The 24,867-nt window shown below is 56.4% G+C and carries 23 protein-coding genes and 4 pseudogenes; 15 read left to right on the top strand and 12 right to left on the bottom strand.

Features of this window, described 5'->3' with window-relative positions:
- Positions 1-21: 21 nt before the first annotated feature.
- Positions 22-210: pseudogene (locus NDO75_RS12160) on the top strand (transposase); the annotation flags it as partial.
- A 60-nt stretch (positions 211-270) separates the two neighbouring features.
- Here the strand turns inward: NDO75_RS12160 and NDO75_RS12155 are convergent.
- Together NDO75_RS12155 and NDO75_RS12150 are read right to left on the bottom strand one after the other, a co-directional pair.
- Positions 271-483 (bottom strand): antitoxin VapB family protein, encoded by a 213-nt coding sequence (locus NDO75_RS12155; protein ID WP_310906569.1) that lies wholly within the window; start codon positions 481-483, stop codon positions 271-273.
- Positions 484-1,014: 531 nt separating this feature from the next.
- Complete coding sequence (locus NDO75_RS12150) at positions 1,015-2,034, bottom strand: NADP-dependent oxidoreductase (RefSeq protein WP_310906568.1); 1,020 nt, start codon at positions 2,032-2,034, stop codon at positions 1,015-1,017.
- A gap of 321 nt (positions 2,035-2,355) precedes the next feature.
- On the opposite strand from NDO75_RS12150, the gene NDO75_RS12145 reads away from it, so the two are divergent.
- Positions 2,356-2,712, top strand: a complete 357-nt coding sequence (locus NDO75_RS12145; protein ID WP_310906567.1) for a hypothetical protein — start codon at positions 2,356-2,358, stop codon at positions 2,710-2,712.
- A 361-nt stretch (positions 2,713-3,073) separates the two neighbouring features.
- Here NDO75_RS12145 and NDO75_RS12140 read toward each other — a convergent pair.
- The 7 genes and pseudogenes from NDO75_RS12140 to NDO75_RS12110 form a co-directional block, all read right to left on the bottom strand.
- Positions 3,074-3,286 (bottom strand): annotated as a pseudogene (locus NDO75_RS12140) (hypothetical protein); the annotation flags it as partial.
- Between the two features lie 179 nt (positions 3,287-3,465).
- Entirely contained in the window at positions 3,466-3,705 is a 240-nt protein-coding gene (locus tag NDO75_RS12135; RefSeq protein ID WP_310906564.1) for a hypothetical protein, read from the bottom strand.
- Between the two features lie 126 nt (positions 3,706-3,831).
- Positions 3,832-4,212, bottom strand: a pseudogene (locus NDO75_RS12130) (NAD-dependent epimerase/dehydratase family protein); the annotation flags it as partial.
- Positions 4,213-4,226: 14 nt separating this feature from the next.
- Complete coding sequence (locus tag NDO75_RS12125; RefSeq protein ID WP_310906562.1) at positions 4,227-4,691, bottom strand: PIN domain-containing protein; 465 nt, start codon at positions 4,689-4,691, stop codon at positions 4,227-4,229.
- 3 nt (positions 4,692-4,694) lie between these two features.
- Positions 4,695-5,048 (bottom strand): winged helix-turn-helix domain-containing protein, encoded by a 354-nt coding sequence (locus tag NDO75_RS12120; RefSeq protein ID WP_310906561.1) that lies wholly within the window; start codon positions 5,046-5,048, stop codon positions 4,695-4,697.
- Between the two features lie 410 nt (positions 5,049-5,458).
- Positions 5,459-5,607: pseudogene (locus tag NDO75_RS12115) on the bottom strand (UDP-glucose 4-epimerase); the annotation flags it as partial.
- Between the two features lie 141 nt (positions 5,608-5,748).
- Complete coding sequence (locus NDO75_RS12110) at positions 5,749-6,768, bottom strand: NADP-dependent oxidoreductase (RefSeq protein WP_310906560.1); 1,020 nt, start codon at positions 6,766-6,768, stop codon at positions 5,749-5,751.
- A gap of 121 nt (positions 6,769-6,889) precedes the next feature.
- Between NDO75_RS12110 and NDO75_RS12105 the strand changes: the two genes are divergently transcribed.
- Positions 6,890-7,246 (top strand): hypothetical protein, encoded by a 357-nt coding sequence (locus tag NDO75_RS12105; RefSeq protein WP_310906558.1) that lies wholly within the window; start codon positions 6,890-6,892, stop codon positions 7,244-7,246.
- Positions 7,247-7,544: 298 nt separating this feature from the next.
- On the opposite strand, the gene NDO75_RS12100 is transcribed toward NDO75_RS12105, so the two are convergent.
- On the bottom strand, positions 7,545-8,111 hold the full coding sequence (locus NDO75_RS12100; protein WP_310906557.1) for a metal-dependent hydrolase: 567 nt from the start codon (positions 8,109-8,111) through the stop codon (positions 7,545-7,547).
- Between the two features lie 1,390 nt (positions 8,112-9,501).
- Between NDO75_RS12100 and NDO75_RS12095 the strand changes: the two genes are divergently transcribed.
- From NDO75_RS12095 to NDO75_RS12045, 11 genes are all read left to right on the top strand, one after another.
- Positions 9,502-10,095, top strand: coding sequence for an acyltransferase (locus tag NDO75_RS12095; RefSeq protein WP_310906556.1), 594 nt, complete (start codon positions 9,502-9,504; stop codon positions 10,093-10,095).
- Positions 10,095-11,168 carry a DegT/DnrJ/EryC1/StrS family aminotransferase gene (locus NDO75_RS12090; RefSeq protein WP_310906554.1) on the top strand — a complete coding sequence of 358 codons (1,074 nt, stop codon included), beginning with the start codon at positions 10,095-10,097 and terminating at the stop codon, positions 11,166-11,168. Before NDO75_RS12095 ends, NDO75_RS12090 begins: the two co-directional genes overlap by 1 nt.
- A complete protein-coding gene (locus NDO75_RS12085; protein ID WP_345784904.1) occupies positions 11,158-12,144 on the top strand; it encodes a Gfo/Idh/MocA family oxidoreductase in 987 nt (328 codons plus the stop codon). The genes NDO75_RS12090 and NDO75_RS12085 overlap by 11 nt, the downstream gene beginning before the upstream one ends.
- Positions 12,137-13,522 (top strand): nucleotide sugar dehydrogenase, encoded by a 1,386-nt coding sequence (locus NDO75_RS12080; protein ID WP_310906551.1) that lies wholly within the window; start codon positions 12,137-12,139, stop codon positions 13,520-13,522. The genes NDO75_RS12085 and NDO75_RS12080 overlap by 8 nt, the downstream gene beginning before the upstream one ends.
- Positions 13,522-14,583, top strand: a complete 1,062-nt coding sequence (locus tag NDO75_RS12075; protein WP_310906549.1) for a glycosyltransferase family 2 protein — start codon at positions 13,522-13,524, stop codon at positions 14,581-14,583. The genes NDO75_RS12080 and NDO75_RS12075 overlap by 1 nt, the downstream gene beginning before the upstream one ends.
- Positions 14,576-15,694, top strand: coding sequence for a polysaccharide deacetylase family protein (locus NDO75_RS12070; RefSeq protein WP_310906548.1), 1,119 nt, complete (start codon positions 14,576-14,578; stop codon positions 15,692-15,694). The genes NDO75_RS12075 and NDO75_RS12070 overlap by 8 nt, the downstream gene beginning before the upstream one ends.
- Complete coding sequence (locus NDO75_RS12065; RefSeq protein ID WP_310906547.1) at positions 15,691-17,244, top strand: alkaline phosphatase family protein; 1,554 nt, start codon at positions 15,691-15,693, stop codon at positions 17,242-17,244. The genes NDO75_RS12070 and NDO75_RS12065 overlap by 4 nt, the downstream gene beginning before the upstream one ends.
- Before the next feature lie 4 nt (positions 17,245-17,248).
- The gene (locus NDO75_RS12060; protein ID WP_310906546.1) at positions 17,249-18,289 is read left to right on the top strand and encodes a DUF354 domain-containing protein; all 1,041 of its coding nucleotides are present in this window, start codon (positions 17,249-17,251) and stop codon (positions 18,287-18,289) included.
- A gap of 541 nt (positions 18,290-18,830) precedes the next feature.
- Positions 18,831-19,556, top strand: a complete 726-nt coding sequence (locus NDO75_RS12055) for a glycosyltransferase family 2 protein (protein ID WP_310906544.1) — start codon at positions 18,831-18,833, stop codon at positions 19,554-19,556.
- Between the two features lie 8 nt (positions 19,557-19,564).
- Positions 19,565-21,235: a hypothetical protein gene (locus tag NDO75_RS12050; protein ID WP_310906542.1), complete on the top strand. Its 1,671-nt coding sequence runs from the start codon at positions 19,565-19,567 to the stop codon at positions 21,233-21,235.
- 38 nt (positions 21,236-21,273) lie between these two features.
- Positions 21,274-21,678, top strand: coding sequence for a hypothetical protein (locus NDO75_RS12045; RefSeq protein WP_310906541.1), 405 nt, complete (start codon positions 21,274-21,276; stop codon positions 21,676-21,678).
- 359 nt (positions 21,679-22,037) lie between these two features.
- On the opposite strand, the gene NDO75_RS12040 is transcribed toward NDO75_RS12045, so the two are convergent.
- The gene (locus NDO75_RS12040; protein WP_310906540.1) at positions 22,038-23,966 is read right to left on the bottom strand and encodes a hypothetical protein; all 1,929 of its coding nucleotides are present in this window, start codon (positions 23,964-23,966) and stop codon (positions 22,038-22,040) included.
- A 132-nt stretch (positions 23,967-24,098) separates the two neighbouring features.
- Between NDO75_RS12040 and NDO75_RS12035 the strand changes: the two genes are divergently transcribed.
- The gene (locus NDO75_RS12035; RefSeq protein WP_310906539.1) at positions 24,099-24,281 is read left to right on the top strand and encodes a hypothetical protein; all 183 of its coding nucleotides are present in this window, start codon (positions 24,099-24,101) and stop codon (positions 24,279-24,281) included.
- Positions 24,282-24,423: 142 nt separating this feature from the next.
- On the opposite strand, the gene NDO75_RS12030 is transcribed toward NDO75_RS12035, so the two are convergent.
- Positions 24,424-24,813: a hypothetical protein gene (locus tag NDO75_RS12030; RefSeq protein ID WP_310906538.1), complete on the bottom strand. Its 390-nt coding sequence runs from the start codon at positions 24,811-24,813 to the stop codon at positions 24,424-24,426.
- Positions 24,814-24,867 lie beyond the last annotated feature (54 nt).

Raw genomic sequence — 24,867 nt, 5'->3', positions numbered from 1 at the left:
GGCTGGCAATACTGAAACAGTGCGTCGAGCGAGATTGTACGGACGGTCAAGAGTATCACGGCACGAGAAATGTGAGAACGACACGAGCCGTACTTGGATGTGTACCTGTGGGATGGTGGATTCTGGGAGCGGTTGTACTACATCGGAACAGCGGAGACAGTTTTAAGCGAGACGGCTGAACAGAATATCGAACAAACAGAACACGTTTGAGTGTCGGCTTCACCCTCGGGGTCAAGCCCCGAGGCGCTCGGCTTGCTCATCTGTAGAGCGTTATCGCCGCCCGACGTCTCGTTTGAATTCGCTGCGCGCTTCCCGCGCCTTCGCGGCTGCATCGCTGTCGGCCCAGAGACCCGCCCCGGCCTGGATGCTCTCACGGCGCTCGCGGACGAGCCGAGAGAGTAATTCGTCGAACGTTTCGTCTTCACATTTCAGCGCGGCCAACGCGGCGTAGGTGTCATCGGCGACGCGGATACTCTTGCTCATAGTTGCCGGTATACTGGCCCGTATACAAGGCTATTGCCCAGCTGACGGTGGGTCTGTGGGCGACTTGACGGACCGCCGCGATCCACTGTCCGCGCTGTGACACTGGGTATGGCTGTCTGTAGTACCGTCCCGTGGCAGCCTGCTCACGTCGATAGAGGGATGTCTGAACGTGTACGGGTTGGAAACCGTGCTGAAACGACTACTATTCGGCCACGAAACTGGGCCATTGACCTATCGTCGGCGGTTCCGTTGCCGACTGACGGGCGACTCGTGTCCGCTCGATCGATACGCGGATGGCGATCGGCTTACAGGAGTTGGCCAGTCAGGGCCTCGCTGGTGGACGCGATAGGCAGTTCTGTACCGAGTCTCTTCTCGTAGAGCATACTGCGACCACCTCGCCGAATTCGGCGTGGATGTGATTCTCGTCGGCGACGCCACCCTCGTATCACGACCGCACTCGAGAGCCACATCCCACGAGACGGTGTTCGACGCGCGGCCAGTGCGCGCTCCTCGAGGGGCGTCCCAGCGGGCTCAGTCTTCGTTGAGCCGGACGAGTTGTTTCCCCACGTTTGTCCCGTCGAACAGCCCGAGGAACGCGTCGGCAGCGGTCTCGATGCCGTCGGTGACCGTCTCGCGATACTGGAGGTGGTCATCCTCGACCCACCGCCGGAGCCGTGCATTGATATGGTCGAACCGATCGGCGTGATCGCTGACGATAAACCCCTCTACGCGGGTGCGGGTCCGTTGGTGGAGGCGCCGCGGCCCGGAGAGTCGATCGTCGCCTGCTTCCGCGTTATAGAGAGCGATCTTCCCGCAGACGGCCACGCGCGAGTGGTCGACGAGGTGGTCCATGACGGCATCGCTCACCTCGCCGCCGACGTTCTCGAAGTAGCAGTCGACGCCGCGCGGGCAGGCGTCGGCGACCGCCGCCGAGAGGTCGTCGGTCGTGCGATAGTTGAGCGCCGCGTCGAAGCCCAGATCGTCGGTGAGCCAGTCGGCCTTCTCGTCCCGGCCCGTGATGCCGACGACGCGGCAGCCAGCTATCTGCGCGATCTGGCCGGCGACGGAGCCGACCGCACCGGCCGCAGCGGAGACGACGACCGTATCGCCGGGTTCGATCCTACCAATGTCGACGGTGCCGACGTAGGCGGTCCGGCCGGGCATCCCGAGGACGTGTAGCGCCGTCGAGACCGAGGCCGTCCCCGTGTCGACCGGCTCGAGGGCGGTGCCGTCGACGACCGCGTACTCGGCCCAGTACAGGTTGCCCGTGACGGTGTCGCCGGCCGCGAACGCAGCGTGGTTCGACTCGACGACCGTGCCGACGGCCCGGGCTCGCATCGGCTCGCCGACGGGCCACGGGTCGGCGTAGGACTCGCTGTCGCGCATCCGCCCGCGCATGTACGGATCGACGGAGAGGTACTCGGTCCGGACGAGCACCTCCTTCGGTCCCGGTTCGGGGATCGGGTCGTCGGTCAGTTCGAAATTGTCGGCTGTCGGTTCACCGGTCGGTCGCTCCGTGAGCAACCACTGCTGATTGCGTGGGTCTCCCATGACTCTTGTGGGCTTCAGCGGCCGCGCTCATGATGGTGAGGATAGGAGCAACTAGGGGGCGTGACACGCAGTTTTCGGTCCATCGTACGGCGCAGGACCTAAGCAGGTCTTGAGGCTGCAGCCATGCTCGAGTCGCCATCGCAGCTCGGCTGGTTCCGCTTGCTCCACCGACCGAATTCAACCACCACCGATACACGGCCCGCCGGTGGGCCATAATAGTGGCGCAAACTGGCTACTATCGCGCTGCTAGCCCCGCAGTCGGCCGCTTATTTCCAGTCAAGGGCTGCATACTCGAGTGCGTGGATCAGGAACGGCCTCGCAATGAGTATCGCTCTCACCCACTTCGCTGTCGGCGCGACCGGGGCGACCCTCCTGCTAGCGTATCTCCCTGTGCAAACACGATACGATGCGCCACTCATCATCGCGAGTGGCGGCTGGGCGCTGGTGCCGGACGTCTGGCGTGTCCTCCCGCTCTATCGCGGGACGATCCGTGCACTTAGCAACTCAGCATTGAGTAACGTCTTCTGGCTGCATTCGGTGCTCGATCGGGCCGACCTACGCGACTCGAGCCGATTGGCCGCCGTCGCGGTCGGCGTCTACCTGCTTGTCGCGCTGCTTTACGCCGAACGTCGCCGTGACGGGCCTGTGGTCGCTTGGATGGGGGCGCAAGGAGATTGACCTGCATCATCCAGCGCCGGGGTGAGCCACGCGGCCGGTCGGCGATCACATCCTCGTCGGAGATCGGACACACGCTACGACTCGGGGTGAGGCTGCACTCACAGTCTCGGGTGAGGATCCAATCGTTCGGTAGTCGGGGCACCGCTCGATCACTACCATCGCAATGGGTCGTGGCCACGGCTGTGTGATCACCGCCAGCGCCTGCTTCGCATCTACTGTCGCTGTTCACGTTCTCCCCGCTCCCGCTACACCCAAGCGACTGTTCCAGACCGGCTTGCGGGTGGGTCTCACGGTATCACCGCCCGCGTATGTCATGCGACCCGCCTCACCTCCCGGAGCACGGCTAGTACTAGCGCCAAAGCTAGTTTTGTGATGGGGCGCTGGGATCACCGTGTAACCCACCCGGCTTCCAGGTGAGACCTTCGTAAGTAATCCCCTCGCGGCGCTCGACGCTCCGCCGGCCGTCGACGCGGGGGGTCGCCATCGCGTCGACTGCGGCGTCGCGGGCGGCCACTGCGTCCCAGTCCGTCACGACCACTGCATCATCGCTGCCACGCAGTGCCGCGGCAGCGGTCACGGTGTCCTCGTCACGGGCGCGGCAGGCGTTGTCGGCGACTAGTTCGTGGACGCGTTCGGCGGCCACACCGTCATTGCCGCGACCGGGTTCGGACGCCACCGCGGGATCGGCATAGCGAGTCGAACTACAGTCCGTCTGGCCACATCACCGCAAAAAACGATGCTACTCGGTCCGTGTTACGGAGTGCCTCCCGTGGTTGCCGGGGCGTTCCCGGTCTGTTTCGCTGTCGCGCTTTGCCACGTATGGGCGCAGTTATCAGTCCCGTCGTAAATCGTCCCGACGGTATCGTCCGGGCCAGGATCGGCCGGCGTCCACCGATCCGCGCAGTCCGGGCGTTCATCTGCCTGTGCCATCCCCACTCCACCGAGGAGGAGGCCGCCAATCGCCAAGAGTAGCACTATCTGTCGGATTTCCATCGTCTACCTCCCGTGTGGCGATACCACACATGGTGTGGGATTATCTACTATTACTTGACAGTTATCTACAGGTATCAGCAGGAAGGCGGATGGAAACAAGAGTCGCGGTACTCTGCAAGCAGATTTCGCGTCGCGAACCGCCGCGTCGCTTTCGTAGTCGGGTGTCCACCCGAGCGCGTCGAGCTTTTCGATCGAGAGGCGCACCTGCGGGACGTCGCCGGTCCAGCCGCGGTCGCCGCCGGTGTACTCCTACTCTGGCTCGAGGCCCAGTTCATCGGCGACAATGTCGGCGATGCGAGTCACCGAGGTCGTCGTCCGGGTCTCACGGGTGTCGGTGGCCAGCGGGCCGTCGGCGCGGTCACAGACCGTGAGCATCGCATCGAGGCAGTCACCGATATGCAGATAGGACTTCTCCTGGCGGCCATCACCGCGGATGGTGAGCGTCTCCGGCTTCTCGTGCAACTTCTCGATGAAATCAGGGATCACGGCGCCACGCAGCCGCGGGCCGCCAAGAGGGATCGTCACTCACTGTCAGCGTCGGGAACGTGGATCTCGTCAGGAACGAGCGTGAGTCCGAGTGTCCGAAAGTCACTGTCAAAGGCAAAGACGTGGTCGGTGCTGCGTTCAGCGGCCAGGGCTGCAGTCAGATGGTCAACCAGTGTAATCTGCTGGTCATCGTAGCGGTCGAACTGCCGGCATGCAGCCGCGAACTCATCATCCGTCGGCTGGACGACCGTGAACGCGGGCGAGTTCCGAATCCGGGTGAGTCCCCGAACGGCAGCGGCATGGTCTCGTTTACGCAGTAACAGCGTCGACAGTTCGGCCAGCACGTGTGTCGTCGTGTACAGCGGCCGGTAGTTGATGGCGCCCCTCGCGATCGCGTCGAACACAGCACTCGCCCGATCATGCCGCGATGCGTTTGCATCGAAATATGCATAGAAGGCGCCAGTATCGACGAACAACGGCGTTATCCCCGAGTCGGCCACAGCTCAGCCCTCGAGTTCGCCGTAGACGATGTCATCGATCTCGTCCTCGTCGGCAGGGTCCTCGGACGCGAAGAGGGCCCCTTCAGCGAAGAACGGATCATCGGCGGGGATTGCCCCGTCGCCACTGCCCGCGGCCGACAGCCACCAGACCGTATTCCGTCCCCCGATTCGTTTACTCTCGACGAGGCCTGTGTCCTCGAGTGCACGGAGGCGATCGAGCGTCGCCCGGCGTTTGATCGGGAGTTGGTCGGCGATTTCAGCCGTCGACAGGACCGGGTCGTTGGTCGTCCGCAGCACCGACAGAATGTCCTCGTCAGTTGCATGCGGACCGCGACCGCTCGACGAGTTCTGGCTCATAGGGCTGCTTCGGGGTGGATCCCCAAAACTTTTCTTCCTTAGACGTCAGATACTGCCCCTCGTCGAGATCGGAACGTCTGAAAGGGGGCCCCTCCGGCGGGGGAGCGCGCGTTCGGCCTACTTCCGTCTAAGGTAGTGATAGCAACTACCCAGTCTGTGAGGGCGGGCGCGGCCCGTCTCGAGGCGATGGCCCCAGTCGACGACCAGGGCTGGACCAGTCCAGTGTACCGTATACACGGCCGTGGGAACGCTCGTCGCGCGGCTCTCGACCACCGAAGGTGTGTCGTGACGACTGGGCCGCAGGGGGTGAACTGCTGATGAGAAAGCCAGGGTGGCCATGTTGGCAGCATCGACCGAGGATATCTCGGGGTGCATGCGCGAGTCGTTGTCCGCGACTCGACTGTGGCGGGCTACTCCTGGAGTTCCGCACATAGCTCCCGCGTCGCGTTGCGGACCGCCCTGTCGCTTTCGTGCTCGGGTGCCTACCCGAGCGCATCGAGTTTCTCGCTCGAGCGGTGCATCTTCGGGACGTCACCCGTCCAACCCTGGTGTCGCCAGTGGCCGCGTCAGCGGAGACGCACCCTAGCTCGGCGGCGACGTCACCCTCGTATTACGACCGCACTCGAGAAAGCCGCGTCCCACGAGACTGTGCTCGACGCGAGGCCAGTGCGTGTTCGCTCGAGTGAGGGCCCTAGCGGGATCAGTCTTCGCCGATCCGGACGAGTTGTTTCCCCACGTTCGTCCCGTCGAACAGCCCGAGGAACGCGTCGGCAGCGGTCTCGATGCCGTCGGTGACTGTCTCGCGATACTGGAGGTGGTCATCCTCGACCCACCGCCGGAGCCGCGCATTGATGTGGTCGAAGCGATCGGCGTGATCGCTGACGATAAACCCCTCGACGCGAGTTCGGGTCCGCTGGTGGAGGCGTCGCGGACCATACAGTTGGTCGTCGCCTTCCTCCGCGTTGTAGAGGGCGATCTTCCCACAGACGGCCACGCGCGAGTGGTCGACGAGGTGGTCCATGACGGCATCGCTCACCTCGCCGCCGACGTTCTCGAAGTAGCAGTCGACGCCGCGCGGGCAGGCGTCGGCGACCGCCGCCGAGAGGTCGTCGGTCGTGCGGTAGTTGATCGCCGCGTCGAAGCCCAGATCGTCGGTAAGCCAGTCGGCTTTCTCGTCCCGGCCCGTGATCCCGATCACGCGGCAGCCAGCAATGCGCGCGATCTGGCCGGCGACGGAGCCGACGGCGCCGGCCGCAGCGGAGACGACGACCGTATCGCCGGGTTCGACCGCGCCGACGTCGACGGTGCCGACGTAGGCGGTCCGGCCGGGCATTCCGAGGACGTGCAGCGCCGTCGAGACCGGCGCCGACCCCGTGTCGACTGGCTCGAGGGCGGTGCCGTCGACGACCGCGTACTCGGCCCAGTAGAGATTGCCCGTGACGGTGTCGCCGGCCGCGAACGCAGCGTGGTTTGACTCGACGACCGTGCCGACGGCCCGGGCCCGCATCGGCTCGCCGACGGGCCAGGGGTCGGCATAGGACTCGCTGTCGCGCATCCGCCCGCGCATATACGGATCGACGGAGAGGTACTCGGTCCGGACGAGCACCTCCTTCGGTCCCGGTTCGGGGATCGGGTCGTCGGTCAGTTCGAAATTGTCGGCTGCCGGTTCACCGGTCGGTCGCTCCGTGAGCAGCCACTGCCGATTGCGTGTGTCTCCCATGGCTCTTGTGGGCTTTGGCGACCTTGATCATGATGGTGAGGGTGACATCCTCCCCGGGTCGGCCACTCATTTCCGGTCAAGGGCTTCATACTCGAGTGGGTGGGTCAGGAACTGCCTCATAATGAGCATCGCTCTCACCCACTTCGCAGTCGGCGCGACTGGGGCAACTCTCCTCTTGACGTACCTCCCCGTGCGTACGCGCTACGATGTGCCGATCATCATCGCGAGTGGCGGCTGGGCGTTGATGCCGGACCTCTGGCGCGTCCTCCCGCTCTATCAGGGGCCGGTCCATACACTCAGTAATTCGGCGCTGAGCAACGTCTTCTGGCTGCATTCGCTGCTCGATCGGGCCGACCCGCGCGACTCGAGCCGACTGGCCGCCGTCGCGGTCGCCGTCTACCTGCTCGTCGCACTGCTTTACGCCGAACGCTGCCGTGACGGGCCCGTAGTCGCTTGGTTGTGGTCGCAGAGAGGCTGAGCTACTCTCCCAGCGACTGGGGAGAGTACGCAGCCCGGTAGTGGTCACGACCTCGTCGGAAAGGACATGTACCGTAGCTCGCCTCGTGGTGGGATGGCTCTCACAGTTTCGGGCGAGGATCCACCCGTTCCGTAGCCTGGACACCGCACGAGCACTACCGTTGCAGTGAGGAGTGGCCACAGCTGTGCGATCACCGCCAGCATCTGCTTCGCCTCTGCTGTTGCTGGTCACGGTCTCCACGCTCCCGCTACACTCGAGACTGCTGTACCAGACCAGTTCACTGGTGAGGCTCACGGCATCACCGCCCGCGTATGTCACGCGAGACACCGATTCGAGCGAGACCACGGCGGACGGTCCCAAGTCCGGGATGGCCGTCGCGGAGCCAGATACCGAGGGCAACGGCGACTAGCCCGAGCTGGATCCACTCTGCAGTGCCCATCGAGTACCGCAGGAAACCGGCGGCGAGACTCGCAGGCGTCTCGTAGTCTGGCGGCGTGAGCAGCGGCCAGGCCAGAAAGGTCGCCTCGCGCAGGTCGCCGGTAAGAACGGCCGGCGGGAGATCAGTCAAGAGGTGGACGCCGTAGCCGATCGCGACCGCCGGGCCGACAGCGCGGTGGCCAGTGCGGCGGACCGCCACCACGACAACTGACAGTACCAGCGCGGCACCGACCACCGAGTGGGCCAGCGTCCGCCCGCCGGGGAGGACGCCGAGCGACCACGCCAGCGGTTTGTCGATCAGATCCGGGAGCTGTGAGCCGAACGCGAGGGCAAGGGCGGGTAGCCCGCGCGGCGGCCGGCCGTCGCGGGCGTGGCAATACATGGTGTAGACGAGATAGGCGACGGCGAGGTGTCCCCAGGGCCACATCGGCTAGGGGGTTGCCAGCGATGGGGATCAGTGCTGCGGTCGGCTGCACGCTGTATTCCTGAGTCAGTAGTCGCTGCCGACGCCGGTTATGAGGGCGATGGCTCCTCGAGGCGCACTACCGCCATGCGCAGATCGTGGTGCTGGCCCCGAACCGCGATTGTTGCCGACTCTGGCTGTCGGCTATCGGCCCGGTTTCGGTAGGCCCATCCTCGCGCCGGCGCTCGCCACGGCCGCAAGGATGCCCGCACAGAGGTGCCCGATGGCGCCGAGGACGAGCCCGCTGCGGCAGGTCCGCGAGAGTCGTGTCACGCACGGCAGTATGCACCGCCTACGTTTTTGAAGGTGTCACCTACACCCGGTGCGTCGGATATGGAGTGCCGAGCCATTACCGGAGGGGCGCCACGTGGCCTACACCGAGTGGCACCCGTCCAGGGATGGCTCGGGTAGTTCGAGTGCTGTGTCTGGCCACCGACCCGTCGCCAGCACGGTCCGCTGGCTGCGTGCGATCATTGCCGACCAGGACGGGAGTACTAGCGAGCGATGGCGCGCTGTGCGCACCGCGTGGCCACTCCGATTACCACAGTTGGACGGCAGGCGTCCCGCACGCTTCGCAGCACATCGCTGTGTTGCCCTTGTACGTCCCTGCAGTGAGTTGGCCATCGTCGCGGAAGGTACACGGTTATCCTGTCAGGACTTTGAAAAAGTCGTGCTGTTGAGTGTCCGGGGTAGTTGACTGCATTGATTGCTGGCACTACTCATTTTAGATTCATATCCTTACTGGCGACTGCCAGTGGTATGACTCTGATCTGAACTTTGATACAATTACGACTATAACTCGAAAGATAGTTCGCCACCGGTTGCCGTCGTAGGCACGGCTGTATAGGCCACTGGGTAGGAGGCCCCGCGTCCCAACGCAAGTATCCAACTAGAACGCTGGTGGGATCGTCTAGTACTAGCAGGCAAAGGCAGCCGCCCAGCGGGTCACGAGAATGCACCTATCGGTTCAACGCACAATGATCGCCGAGCGCCACTGCGAATTGCCAACGCGGCCGGCGTCGAGTCGCGGAGCAGTATGTCGCCTCAATAGCCTAGTCACAAGTGGTCAGCGTATTCACCTCTATGATAGATACGTATCAGCCACAACTGAGCCGATAAAGAGGCGGTGATAGGCAACCTGCCGACATTCAGGCTGTCACGGCTAACCAGTACCATCTCACATAGGTACCTGTTTCGAATTCGGAATACACTGAGTTACTGGCTGTCGTCCATCTCTAGCTGGAACCGTTTCGCTAACGAATCGCAAGCAGGCAGCGGTATCGGCCAGTAAACTTATGTAATCAGTCTCGATAGTGGTTAACAACTGAAATATAATATATGGTGTATAAGTCGAATGGGTGATGACACAACTGACGGAACGGCTTTGGAGAGATGGACCGCGGATGAAACAGCTGTTGTGGGCTACAGTTATTCCGATGAGTCGACCCCGCCCGTGATTGGTGGCGAGGGGACGATCCGGGCAGGGACGATCATCTATGACGATGTTGTAATCGGCGACGGCTTTGCGACTGGCCACCACGCCCTTGTTCGCGAACTGACCGAACTCGGCGACGACGTACTCGTCGGCACCAACGCGGTGATCGATGGCCGGACGACGATTGGCTCGCACGTCAGTCTCCAGACCGGCGTCTACGTGCCCTCGCATACCGAAATCGGCGACAACGTCTTTTGTGGACCGCACGCGGTGCTCACGAACGATCCGTATCCGATTCGCCAGGAGGTCGACCTCGCGGGGCCGACGCTTGCGGATGGCGTCTCGATCGGCGCCAACGCGACCGTCCTCCCAGGCGTTACGGTCGGGGAAGGGGCGTTCGTCGCCGCCGGCGCGGTCGTCACCGAGGACGTCCCCCCAGCGACGCTCGCCGTTGGTGCGCCAGCGACCCACAGGGACCTCCCAGCGGAACTTCGAGGTGCCAACAATATTTAATGATTCCAATTGCAGATCCAGAACTCGGAGAGGGAGAGAAAGAGCGCGTCGAGCAGGTGCTCGACAGCGGAATGCTCGCGGACGGACCGGAAGTCCGGGAGTTCGAAGCGGAGTTCGCCGACTACTGCGGAGCGGCCCACGGCGTGGCGACATCGAACGGGACAACTGCACTTCACGCCGCGCTCGAGGCAGTCGGCATCGGAGCCGGCGATCGAGTGTTGACGACGCCGTTTTCGTTTATCGCAACGGCCAACGCGATCCGACATGCCGGCGCCGAGCCAATCTTCGCCGATATTGATCCGGTGACGTATAACCTCGATCCCGCCGCTGCCCGCAAGACAGCCCGAGAGGTGGCCATCGATGCAATCGTCGCCGTGCACCTCTACGGGCTGCCTGCGGACTTGGGGCCATTGGCGGACCTCGCGGACGACCTCGACGTCCCGCTGATCGAGGACGCCGCGCAGGCCCACGGCGCGACGTATCAGGACAACCGAGTCGGGGCGATCGGCGACGTTGGCTGTTTCTCGTTTTACCCAACGAAGAACATGACCACTGGCGAAGGTGGTATGATCGTCACAGATCGTGAGGACCTCGCGGACGACGTCGCTCAGTTTATCAATCACGGCCGAACCGATTCCTACGCCCACGCGACCGTCGGACACAACTTCCGGATGACGTCCATCGCAGCGGCGATCGGTCGGGGCCAACTCGAGCGATTACCCACCTATATCAAGCAACGGCGGTCGAACGCAGCACAGTTGACCGAGGGCATCACCAACGATGCCGTCAGCTGTCCTGTCGAACCGGAAGAGACGACGCACGTTTATCATCAGTATACGATCCGGACCGACGACCGGGACGCACTGCTAGACCACCTTGAGGCGAACGACATCGGAGCCGGCGTCTACTACCCGACGTGTATCCACAATCAGCCGGCGTACGACGATGTCGACTGTACGGCTCCGGAATCGGAGGTTGCTGCCAGTGAGGTTCTCTCGCTGCCCGTCCATCCGAATGTTACTGCAGACGATATCGACCACATCGTGGAGGTGATCAATGACTATGCCGCGTAATGAGGGTCTGATTGACGTCGGGGTAATCGGCGTTGGCTCGATGGGTCAACATCACGCCCGCATCTATGACGAGTTGCCGAATGCAAACCTTGTGGGTGTCACGGACGTCGACGAGACACAAGCCGAGGAAACCGCGGCCAAACACGGTGTCGAGGCACTGGACCGAGAGTCGTTGCTCGAGGCCGTTGATGCTGTCTCGGTTGTCGTCCCGACGCAATTCCACTACGACGTAGTGACGCAGTGTCTCGATGCGAACGTCGCAACGTTCGTCGAAAAGCCGGTCCTTGATGACCTCGAGCAGGCAGATGCGCTGCAGTCACGCGTCGAACGAGCGGACGTTCCCGTTCAGGTCGGTCATATCGAGCGTTTCAACCCAGCTGTGACCACGCTGGAACAGCTCATCGATGACCTGACGATTGTCAGTGTTCGTGCGCAACGTCTCGGCCCGGCACCCGATCGCGAAATCGAGGACAGCGCCGTTCTCGATCTGATGATCCACGATATCGACATTGTGTTGTCGCTTCTTGATGACGACCCTGTTTCGGTCACCAGTGCTGGTGTCGACGGCAACCGTCACGCGTCAGCGCTGCTCGAGTTCGAAGGTGGCACGATGGCATCGCTGACCGCCAGTCGAAAGACCCAGAAAAAGGTTCGTACACTCGAGATTACAGCCGAGGAATGTCTCATCGAACTCGATTATATCAACCAGTCGATCGAAATCCACCGCAATTCGGTACCCGAGTACATCGAGCAAGACGGCGATGTTCGATTCAAACACGAGAGCATCGTCGAGCGTCCGACTATCACGAACGCGGAACCACTCCAGAAAGAACTCGCCTCCTTCGTGGACGTTGTCGAGGCACACGGTGTGCCGGAAGTCACCGTCAAAGATGGAATTGCTGCGCTGTCGGTAGCCCTCGAAATCGAGGCGAAGGCGCTTGGGGTCGACAGTCCCGAGGTGATCGCCGATGACTGAGTCGGTCGGGGAACAAGTGTCATCGCTGTACGGCGTCTCGGCCGACGAAGAGACACAACGGGCGGCCTTCACGAACGGTAATGTGCCGGTCTCGGTGTACGGACTTGGCAAGATGGGACTCCCGCTCGCGTCGGTGTTCGCCGAGACGAGCGGCAACGTGCTCGGCGCTGACATCGATCCCGATGTTGTCGAGACGATCAACGACGGCGGCTGTCACGTCAAGCGCGAACCAGGGCTGCTAGAGCTCGTTTCCGACCTCGTTTCCGATGGTGCATTTTCTGCGACAACCGAGCCTCGTGAGGCTGCAGAACGTGGCTCGATTCACGTTGTCATTGTACCGACCCCGATCACGGACGCCAAAGAACCGGATCTCGCAATCCTGGATGCCGTCATCGAGGATATCGGCACTGGCCTTGAGAAAGGCGATCTGGTGATCGTGGAATGTACAGTGCCACCACAGACGACTGAAGAGCGAGTGTTGCCTGCCCTCGAGGAGGCCTCGGGACTAGAACTCGGCGAGTTCGGACTGGCGTTCTGCCCCGAGCGCACCTCATCCGGGCGCGCACTCGAGGATATCCGGGGCGCCTATCCGAAAGTCGTCGGCGGCGCTGACGCCGAGAGTACGCGCGCCGCGACAGTCGTGTACGAGTCGCTGAACAGCGAAGGTGTGCTGCCAGTCACGGACGCGACGACCGCGGAGGCCGTCAAAGTGTTCGAAGGGCTGTATCGCGACGTCAACATCGCGCTGGCCAACGAGCTTGCGACGTTTACCGACGAACTCGGGATCAATGTGAACGAAGCGATCGAGACGGCGAACACCCAGCCGTTCTGTGACATTCACGAGCCGGGGCCGGGTGTCGGGGGCCACTGCATCCCGTACTACCCCTACTTCATGATCAAGCCATTCGAGACCGACTCGCGGCTGCTGGAGATGGCCCGGGAGGTAAACGATGCAATGCCGGCGTTTACCGTCGAAAAGGTTCGCGACGGGCTAGCAGAAGATGGGAAGGGGATTACGGAGGCGACGGTCGTGGTGCTCGGACTGACCTATCGCCCCGGCGTCGAGGAGATTCGCGCCTCACCATCGATCCCGATTTCCAAGCAGTTGACCGAACTCGGTGCTGACGTGTATGGCATCGATCCGATGCTGGAGTCGGTCGACGAGTTCGCACTCGAGCAGATCGACCTCGAGGCACTCTCTGATTTCGACCCGGACGCGATCGTTATGGTCACCCCACACGACGAGTTCGATGAGATAAACTGGACTGATATTCATCGCAACAGTGATAACCTATCGGTAGTAATCGACGGCCGACAGACGCTCGTGAACGAAGAACTCGAGGTTCGCCGATACACGATCGGTGGCGGGTACAATTGATGTATCGGGAACATACAATCGGAGTGGTGGTGCCGGCGTACAATGAAGAAGGGTTCGTCGGTGAGGTGATCGACACGATGCCGGAGTACGTCGACCGGATATACGTCATTGACGATCAGTCGACTGACGGCACGTGGGACGAGATTCAACGCCATGCCGAGACGGTGAATCAGGAGTCCGTATTGGTCGCGTACGATGAGACAGATGTGAAAGAGGACGCTGCAACGGTCGTTACTGACGGTGGTGCTGTGGCGAGCGCTGACTTCAATCAGCGTGTTGTCCCGATTCAGCACGAGGAGAACCGCGGGGTCGGTGGCGCGATCAAGACCGGCTACCAGCGGGCACTCGAGGACGAGATCGATATCACGGCGGTGATGGGCGGCGACGGCCAGATGGATCCGGATATCCTCTACAAGTTCCTGGATCCGATCGTCGAGGACGAGGCCGACTACACGAAAGGCAATCGATTGCTGTACAAGGACTACAGAGAAGGAATGTCGAAGTGGCGTTTCTTCGGGAACTCGATTCTGACGTTCCTGACGAAGATTTCGTCGGGCTACTGGAAGACGATGGACCCGCAGAACGGCTATGCCGCGATCTCGTACTACGCGCTCGACAATGTCGGCATCGAGGACATGTACGAGTACTACGGCTACTGCAACGATCTCCTGGTGAAGCTGAACGCCAAGGGGATGCGCGTGGCCGACGTCGCAATGCCCGCCATCTACGGTGACGAAGAGTCGTCGATCAGCTACGGGTCGTACATTCGTCGAGTGTCGCGGATGCTGCTCCAGAACTTCCTGTGGCGGCTCAAAGTGAAGTACCTCGTATTGGACTTCCACCCGCTTGCACTGTTCTATACCTTCGGCGCGATGACGGCAGTGTTCGGCGTGCTTGCCGGACTGTGGTCAGTGTACGCGAAGGTCGCTCTCGGCGATCCGCTGTTCGTCCGTGGGGCCTCGAGTCTCATGCTGTTCACCATGGGAAGTATGTTCCTCATGTTCGCGATGCTGTTCGACATGCAGGTCAACGAGGCGCAGGAGGTGCAGATCCGTGACTGAGGCGGAGTTCGATGCACAGGAATCGACGAGTGACGACTCCGAATCGTCGGAACGGAGTGGCGGTAGTAAACTCAAGTATCAGGATTCATCTACCTATAGCGCTGACCTCGAGTCCCAGACACCGAGTGCTGGTGTCGAACTCGAGTACGAAGCGGAAACGGTTCCCTCCGACGAAAGTGCGCTCGCGGTCTCGGTCGATGTCGAAGACTGGTATCACGTGCCCGCCGTCACTGGCTCCTCGTTTTCCGAATATGAGGACGTTCACGAGTTCTTTGACGAGTGGGACGACGAGTACGACTACCTGACCGAACCCACCCACCGCACGTTAGATCTGTTCGATGATTTGGACATCACAGCGACGTTCTTCGTCGTCGCCGACGTCGTCGATAACTATCCTGGACTCGTCGAGGAGATTGCCGCCCGCGGACATGAGATCGGATGTCACGGGTTACATCACGAGTGTGCGATCGACCCTGACACCAAAGAGCCGCGATTTACGCGGGACGAGTACCGGAAACAGATCAAGACTGCAAAGCGTAAACTCGAAGATGCCACTGGTCAAGAGGTCGTCGGCTTTCGCGCACCGAATGCATACGTGAGCGGGTGGGTACTCGACGTCCTCGAAGAGCTCGGGTTCGAGTACGATTCGTCGGTTGCACGGAGTTCACTCTACAACAAAACTGATCAGAAACTCGATCAGGTCGGAACGACACCATACATCCCGTCTCAAGGATCCCTCGACCCGGCTCCCGACTACGATCGTGATATTGTCGAACTGCCGTGGCCGTACTACAAGTTCTTGCTCGGCGAGATTCCGACCGCGGGCGGACCTCTGATTCGGCTATTCGGTCGCCGTGTCGTTCAGGCAGGGGTGGAACAGAGTCTCGAACGCGGCGACTCCGTGTTTTATTTCCACCCCATTGACATCGCCCGTGCGTCGTTCCCGAAGGTCGGAAACATGAAACGTCGTCCAATGTACTGGGCATTCAAAGGAAAAACTGCGGAACGCCGGGTACGGAAACTGCTGAATAGTATGCCAGATGATCGGTTGACGGATTGTTATACCGTCGCCAAACAGTACGAATACGATATCACTCATATTAACAAATGACACGAACAGTTGTAATCGGCTTAGATGGAGCAAATTGGGATCTTATCGGGCCGTGGCTCGAGCAAGGTGATCTGCCGAATGTCAAAACTCTGTTGGAAAGCGGCGTTCACGGCGAGAGTCACAGTTACATTCCTCCAGTAACGGTTCCTAATTGGAAATGTTACTCGACCGGCAAAAACCCGGGTAAGCTGGGCGTCTACCGGTTCGATCACCTCGATGTCAAGGAGCACGAGTATGTGTTCCATCACTCATACGATTTCGATTCGGCAGAACTCTGGGATTACCTTAACGATGAGGGGTATACGACCGGCGTCGTCAACATGCCGACGACGTATCCTCCACGAGAGATTGATGGGTTCATGATCTGTGGAGGGCCCGACGCTCGTCAAAGCGAGTACCGGATGCTGGAAGACACGTACACACATCCGGAATCGCTGCAAGAGACGCTTGAGGAAGAGTACGACTACGATATTCACCCAAAGCCGCTAATCTCGTCGAATGACGAGCGCGGCGAGGAAGTCGACGCGATTCACCGATTGATCAACCTTCGATTTCAGGTGGCGTACGATCTTCTTGAGGAGAAAGAGGTCGACTTCCTTCACGTCACTAGTTTCTACTCGAACACACTCCAGCATTTCTTCTGGCAGGAGGATCCCGTCTACGAAGCCTGGCAGATCTTCGACGAACACATCGGTCGGTTCCTCGAACTCGAGGATACGAACGTCGTCATGATGAGCGACCACGGCTGTGTTGACATTGATAACCTTGTCTACATCAACAACTGGCTCATCGAAAACGGGTATTTGGCACTCCAAACTTCTGTCGACGATGTACTGCGGAATACTGGACTCACGAAAGAACGGGTGCTTCGTATCGCCAAAACATTCGGTCTCACGGACTTCCTGGCGAAAGCCGTTCCCGACCGAATTCAGACGTTGGTCCCGTGGGAGGAAGGCGTCCGCGGACAACGGACGTTCGAGAAGATTGACTGGGACGAAACTGTCGCAGTCGCGAATACGCAAGGTCTGGTGTACCTGACCGTCGACCGCGACGATCCGCAGTACGACGAGTTTCGAGCAGAGATCAAAGGCGGACTTGAAGGACTCAAAACCCCCGAAGGAATCCCCGTAGTTGAACAGATGCATACCTACGAGGAACTTTACGACGGTGACCACCTTAACAAGGCACCGGATCTGGTCGCTCATCAGACGGACGGGATCCATATGAGCGAAGCGACGGGCGTCGATGGGATTCATCATGACACTGGTCGGTGGGAGGCGGAGAATATTCCACCGGGCATTTTTGCAGCAACTGGCCCAGATATTACGGAAACAGGCGATTTAGGTCAAATGAAAATCTCAGATATTGCACCGACGATCCTTGGACTAATGGACTGCGCTGTCCCGACCGATATGGACGGCGAACCACAGCCGATCTTCGACGGTACGCTTGAAGAACGCTCTCCCATCCCGTCACCTCACGGTGACACGGAGGCACAGGAGGACGACGAAGTTCGTGAACGACTTGAAGATTTAGGATACTTAAACTAATCATATGAAGGTATTAGTACACATTCCCCACCCTGCGGATGTTCACTTCTACAAAAATTACATTTGGGAGATGAATCAGAAAGGAAATGAAGTTAGGATAATTGTTACTGAAAAAGATATTACTACGGACCTTCTAGAGAAGTATGGGTTCGAATATGAAATTATATCCTCCCGTCGAAATACGACTCTCCTCCCAATCGACATTGATGAACAATTGACTCGAGTTATAAATACCTGCAAATATGCTCGGAAATTCGAGCCAGATCTTATCACCTCTAAAAGTGGATTTGCGACCGCTCATGCAGCTAAATTAACTGGATCGGAATCTATTATTTTCCCGAATAACGAACATGCTACACTTTCCAATCGGCTCTCGGTGCCTTTTGCGACTCGGATCTATACGAACGAATACTTTTGGAAAGATTTCGGAGACCGTCATGTGCGTTATCCGGGCTACCATGAGCTTGCATATCTCCACCCGAATAGATTTGAACCTGATCCCTCAGTACTTGATAAACTTCCTGTCGAACCTGATGACTTATTCGTCTTAATGCGACTCGTTTCATGGGAGGCCGCGCACGATGTTGGCCAGTCCGGATTAACTGATATATATGACGCTATCGACCGACTAGAAAGTACTGGTGCAAGAGTATTATTGTCATCAGAAGGTGAGTTAGATAGTAATTTAAGTGAATATGAGGTGAATATACCTCCTCATAAGATCCATGATCTCCTATATTACTCTGATCTCTACATAGGAGAAAGTGGGACCATGAGTTCAGAAGCGGCGATTCTAGGGACTCCAGCGATCTTTGTATCCACAATCCGGATCGGTTATCTAGATGAATTAGATAATAAATATGGTTTAGTTTATAATTGCTCCGGGCCGAATAGGCAGGAAAATGGTGTCGTAAAAGCAGAGACAATACTTGAAAATCAGTCTTTGGATAAATTCGATGAAAGAAGAGAAAGACTCCTATCTAACAAGATAGATACTACTAAGTTCATGGTTGAAAGATCCCTATCCATAGTTAATAGACAATAAAAAATTTTAATATAATATATAGAAAATCAGACCCTGTTCTTTTGGGAGATAGCATTGGAGAATTCGTACCACAGGGATCTTTCCATTGGGTTGCTAATTTTAATCTCTGATTATTGTGATGGGGTACAAATTGCTTGATAGTTGGTGTATGCTCACTGGTTGGCCACCCTGAAATATGATAATAGCCCCGAGTTGTCTGATCCTAATTCTGTCCCTTTTTGTGGCTGTTAGACGCCTTCCCCTTTAATTTCTGGGACGGAATTCAGAATTGATACTCTGTGAAATTGAATTCTAGATGCTATTAGATCGGTATCCGCTCTTGTATTTCAAATTTCGACTCAATATACTCAGAATATCTACAGATGCGGACGTTATCGCCATGATCCATTGAGAACCGCTCTCCCTCTTTTGCACCTCTCTCAATTTTGACATAGATTCAATCTCGCTATCACTCTTAAAGAAGAAAGAGTTTACCAGTCGATATTGATCACTAGACATATGAATGGACAGGTATAAGTAGGATCGAAAGAGTTTCATCTCCATGAAGATTCTAATTACGATGGCTGGTAAAGGAAGCCGATTTCAAGACATTGGAATATCAGTTCCAAAGCATGAAATTCTCGTTAAAGAACAACCTATGTTCGACTGGGCAATGCAGAGTTTAAAGCCGTTTTTCGACTCAGAATTTATTTTCGTAACACAATCTAGACACTCTACTACATCCTTTCTTGAAGAGGCGTGTGATCGGCTTGGTATCTCATCATTCCAAGAGGTATCACTAGATAAGTATACCAGCGGTCAAGCGGCTACAGCGTTTGCTGCCAATCACTTGATCAACGATTCCGAATCTGTCATAATCTATAATATCGATACATATGTTGAGGAAGGACAGATCACACCCGACGATATTACTGGTGATGGGTTTATTCCTATTTTCGAGACACTAGGAGAACGTTGGAGTTTTGTGCGCAAAGATGAAGACGGGAATGTGATTGAGGTCTCTGAGAAGGAGAAGATCTCAGATCAAGCGACAGTCGGGTTTTATTATTTTGGAGAATGGTCATTTTTCGTCGACGCATACGAGACAACAGCCTCGAGCGTTGAATCGGAGTACGGTGAAACGTACGTAGCGCCGCTGTACAATCATCTGATTAAAGCCGGCCGCAAAGTACAACCCCATCAAATTGACAGCAAAAGCGTTCATGTCCTCGGGACACCAGACGACCTTCACAAGTTCGATTCCGACTTCGATCCTAAAGACTATTGAAGAATACTATGACTGGCCAATCCATTACAGATATCCTACTCGTCCCATCCGCAGTATTGGTCCCCGATGAACTGCGTCTCGATGTCGGCTCAATCCCGACAGGGATGATTCCGCTGCAAGGACGGCCGATCCTTGAGCGGATCGCAGACGTATATGAATCGATCGGCGTGGCAAAAGTTGTCGCAGTCGCCGAATCGGGAGATCTCATTCGGGAATATATTGATCGAAGTTCCCACGAATGGACTGTTGTCGATGTTGGCGAAACAGACAGCATCGGCGAAACTATCCTTCGGTGCCTCGAAAGTTTATCGAGCGATACAATATCTAATTCAAACCTCTATATCAATTTCGCAGACACGTTCATCGAACCGGTCCCAAATGTTTCGGGCCGTGATTACGTGTCCTATACCAAAGAGAATAAATCTTATCGATGGACGACCTTCGATATTGCCGGCGGTGAGATCAACGAGATTACAGAGAAATACAGCTCAGTCAATGACGATACCTGTCCAACCTTTGTCGGACAATTTGGAATTACAGATGCGAAGTCTTTTGAAGACAATCTCAACATTGCCGTCGAAAACGACTTCGATGGGCCTGATTCATTTTATCGCGGTTTGCTATCTTATCTTTCAGATCGGCAGTATTCCCTCCACGAACCTGAAACGTGGCTAGACGTCGGCCATCTAGATACTTATCACCGAGCGACGAAAGAGTTTCTGAATGCCCGAGAATTCAACGAGCTAAAGGTCGACGCGAAGAACGTTATCACCAAGCGGAGTGATGATACTAGTACGCTCATCAACGAAATTAGCTGGTACCATCAAATTCCAAATCAACTCCAGCCGTATCTTCCGAGACTTTATGATTGGTCAACTGATGCCCGAGATCCCTACGTCAAGATGGAGTACATTGGATATCCGTCTCTTAGTGATTTGCAGTTATACGGGTCTCATGGAGACCATATCTGGGATAATGTTTTTCATCGACTGTTCGATATGCTTACTGAATTTCGGCAGTTCACGGTCGACGCTTCTCAGTCCGCCATTCAAAAGTCATTGAAGGCGATTTATCTTAAGAAGACACAACGCCGCCTGAGTGCGCTCTACGATAGTGGCCGAGTTGACGAGATGTTCGAGACAAATACCGTCCAAATTAATGGGTTCACATACCCTTCCGTTTCGACGATTCTCGATCATATAGAGGACCTTGTTTATTCCACTAGACTTCTAAATATCAATAATTTCTCTGTCATTCATGGCGATCTCTGTTTCCCGAACATATTATACGAACCTCGAAATGGAATTTTAAAACTCATTGATCCTCGCGGAGAATTTGGGGAGTTCACGATCTATGGCGATCCGCGATATGACGTTGCGAAACTACGACACAGTGTTGTCGGCCACTACGAACACCTTATCAACGGCCGATTCTCTGCCTCGTATGATCCTGTATCCGCAACGATCGACTACGAGATCTATACTACGGATGCGCAAAAAGCCCGTGAATCACATTTCGATTCCCTGCTTAAGGCACATGACGGAATTAGTCTCGAGACAACGAAACTTATCGAGGGGTTGCTCTTCCTGAGTATGGTCCCATTGCATACAGATAATCCGTCCCGACAGCAGTGTATGCTTGCACAGGGTATCGAAAAGACAGCCCCCTTCCTCGAATAACCAATAAGTTTGTAACTCCCCCGTCGTAAGAAGTCAGCATGAACCCTACACCAAATAAACGGATTGTATTCGATATCGACGGTGTCATCTGTAAGAAAGACCCAGAACTCGACTACGCCGACCGAAAACCGCACGAAGAAGTCGTTCATCAACTCAAGGAGTACAGGGAGAACGGCTACTACATCATACTCTATACAGCCCGGAATATGAACACACACGAAGGGCGCCTTGGGCGGATCAACGCCGATACAGCGAAGACTCTTCTCGAATGGCTGGAAGAACATGATATACCACACGACGAGATTCACTACGGGAAACCGTGGTGTGGTCATGACGGGTTCTACGTCGATGATAAGGCGATCCGGCCAACGGAACTGTTAAACTATACACGAGAAGAGATTGAAGATCTCCTCGAAGCGGAGACAGAGGCGATTCACGAATAAAGACGATTTTCCTAACGGACTCGCTAGCGACTACCTCAAGACATCATGGCGCTAATGTGAATTTGTTCGGTCGACCTCCTCTGTTTCACTCAGGATCATTTCCGACCGGCTGGTCCCGTCGACACACTTAGCCAGCTACCCTGTCGTCAACCAGCCCGGCCGCGCTGTTTAAGCATGGATCTCCGATTCGCGTAGTGAACATTTGACACAACATCTATTGCTAACAGTCTTGTGCAGCAACTGGATCGGTGCCTCGCCGTCCGCCTGCTCGCTTCTCAAACCGCGCTAACTGGACGGTGCTGACAACAGCAAAGCCTCAGCCCAATACAATCTCATTCAGTTCGAAGGAGTTCATACCTTCAAAGATTGCAGCCATCCGGGAGGCGATAGACCTCAGTTGAGGCCGTTTCATAAATCAGTGTCTTGTCGCAGCCCTGTAGCGGTCTCGGGCTGTATGCTCCACTGCTACCGGCTGAGAAGGTGCCTGGGACACCGAACTTATAGCCCCGTTCGCGGTACACCTCCCGAACAACCACTAACGAATTCTCCTCCCAGGTCTCATTCTGTGGGTACATCATAAAATTCAAGAATCGAGGTATATCGGCCTGTCTTTGACCTGAAATAATCTGGGGCTGTCTCACCAACGGGTCGACATACACAGTCTCTTCATTAGCAACACGGGATGTGAAAAGAAACGCATTCATTTCGGATTCAGTTAGACTCGCCCGATGCATCTGCTCTTCATTGTATACGGGATCATCTTCGATAACAAAAGGGGCAGTGAGTGACGCGAAAAGCAACCCAATAATGACGACGACAGTGAGAACCCGAACTCTGTCCGAACGTGCAATCAACTCCGAACAGGCAACACCAGCAAGAATCGTAACGAATACCATCAAAAACACGAGAATGCGGTGGGGCAGGAGGAAAGTGTCGAGTCCGACCAGCGTTCCAGGATAAATGACGACAAAGAGCGCGAAGGTTCCAAATAACGCTCCACTTCGACGGTCTGTACGGAAGTCGCGATGCAACCAAGTAAGGATCCCAAAAACTCCCAAACACAGGAGCGTTGATTGGCCGAGGCTATAGAGGAGATTTGAAACAAAGCCCGCGCTGGAGAAAGCGGACGCGTACCCACTGGATGATGCACCAAGAGATTGTAGTGTTGCTAGAACACGATAGATACCACGTTCAAAAAGTGTGCCAGCGGCAGATGGCGTAAGAGTCCAATGAACAACCATCACCACCACGCCTACTAAGGTGAATACTAGTGAGGCCCGAACACCGTTGGTTTGCTGAACTCGAATAGATACGTATTGAGCCAACAGAATCCCGACTGAGATCGAGGTGAGGATAATCATTGCAACGACCATTGAGAGATGATGAGTGAGCGTGATAAGAAGCATCAAGCTAAACGCAGAAAAATAAATATAATTTGAGTTAAGAGATTGCTGGAACAGAAGTAAGAGCACCAGCATAAAGAAAATGACCGTCAATAGTGACGGGGTGACGCTCGCAACACCACGGAGAATAAATATATCTGAGCCCGAGACAAATAACGCAGCGAATAGGCCAACTTCTGGTGTTGCTAAGACCTGGCCCAGTTTAAAGGCCACTAACGCTGTGACAAATACAAAGAGAACTACCAGCGCCAATACTACTTGTTGTTCTGTCAGTCCAAACTTGGAGAGGGTCGTAATCGCGATATGGAAAATAGGAGCAGCAACGTATTTGCTGAATGTCGGGTCGCCCTGCGATGCAGGAAATCCGGTATTGGCGATGGTCGCAGCGCGTTCGAGATGTTTGTGAACGTCATTCCCCGGGATGGTGCTGACACTATAAAAACGGCCTGTCCGGTAAATCAAGGAGATTGTTATCAGCTTTCCGAGGATGACTGCTCGTAAGTTCGACTGTCGAGACGGAGAAAGTTGGCTATGGTATAGAATATCAATGAGAATCGTTGCGAAGGCTACTGTGGCTGCGAAGTAGTGAAGTAGCGGACGGCCTGGAGCCGCTCGAAATCCAGTTAGAGTTGCTATCACAACTGCAGTCGTCCAGAGCCCAGTCCCGGCATAGAAAACGCGGGTTGGTAGTGAAGACGGAGATTTTCCGTCGGAAAGGCGGCGATAGAGAAGATATGCTATAGGACCAATGATAAACGCTAGGCCGAGGCCGTATTGCCCAAGACCGAGGATGGCCGAAAGCCCAAAAACGAGAAGGCCCCCGCCAATAGCACAAATCGAAATAAAGACGTCTAAATACTCATCCAGATGCTGTTGCCAACTCATGGGATATGTTATAAGTGGTAATGTCGTCAAGATAGCTTTTGGGATTCAGCTATCTGTTCTCCGTTTTTGTCACCGAAAATAGGCGTAGTCGTTATCAAAAAGATATATATTCTGTCGGAAAGGTGTTCTTCTATGCTCGAAGGGGAGTTCGAGTCAGGAATTGTCCCAGTGGTAAACTCTATACTGCTCGTTGAACTAGCAGTTTTATCTCCGTTATTTAACAGTATATTAACATATATTTTATATTTTGGCGTTGTTATTGCTATTTTTGTGGACAATGACCAGCGCATTCTGCGATTCAAGGTGACAAAATGAGAGTTAAGAACGTTACCTGACAAACCCAGCATATTGAGGTATAAAAGTGATAAGTTCTGAGGAACCAATCGGGCAGGTAAATCACCGCTGCAAGCAGCGTAATTATGCGGCTTCTTGAGATCGGTGTGGTGCCATGGACTCATCAAACTACCATGAAGTCCACCATTCGAAAGAAGACGCGTTGAACCAGCACGAATTCGAGCAACTGATTCGCGGCGCTCACCAGATGGACGACTATTACTCGCTGCAAACTCGGTTCGTGCTGCATCTCGCTGGTCGGCTGGGGATGCGACGCGGCGAGATCACGCACCTTACCGAGCGGTGGGTTGACTTCGATCCAAACATGATCTGCATCCCGGCACACGAACGCTGCATCAAGGGTCGCAAGTCGATGGACATCTGCGGTTATTGTCGACAAAGCGTGAAACAGCGGGTCGAACCCAACGACGATATGACGTTCGAGGTCGCGGAGGAGTTGGCGTGGGTTCCAAAGACCGAGGACGCTTTTCGAGACATCCCGTTCGACTTCCATCCTCGCGTCTCGCTGGTTATCAAGGACTTTTTCGACAAGTGGGATGCGTGCCGA

It is taken from the genome of Natrinema sp. 1APR25-10V2 (assembly GCF_031626495.1).
GTDB lineage: Archaea > Halobacteriota > Halobacteria > Halobacteriales > Natrialbaceae > Natrinema.
The sequence above is the reverse complement of the archived record's forward strand: the minus strand, read 5'-3'. Positions and strand labels throughout refer to the sequence as shown.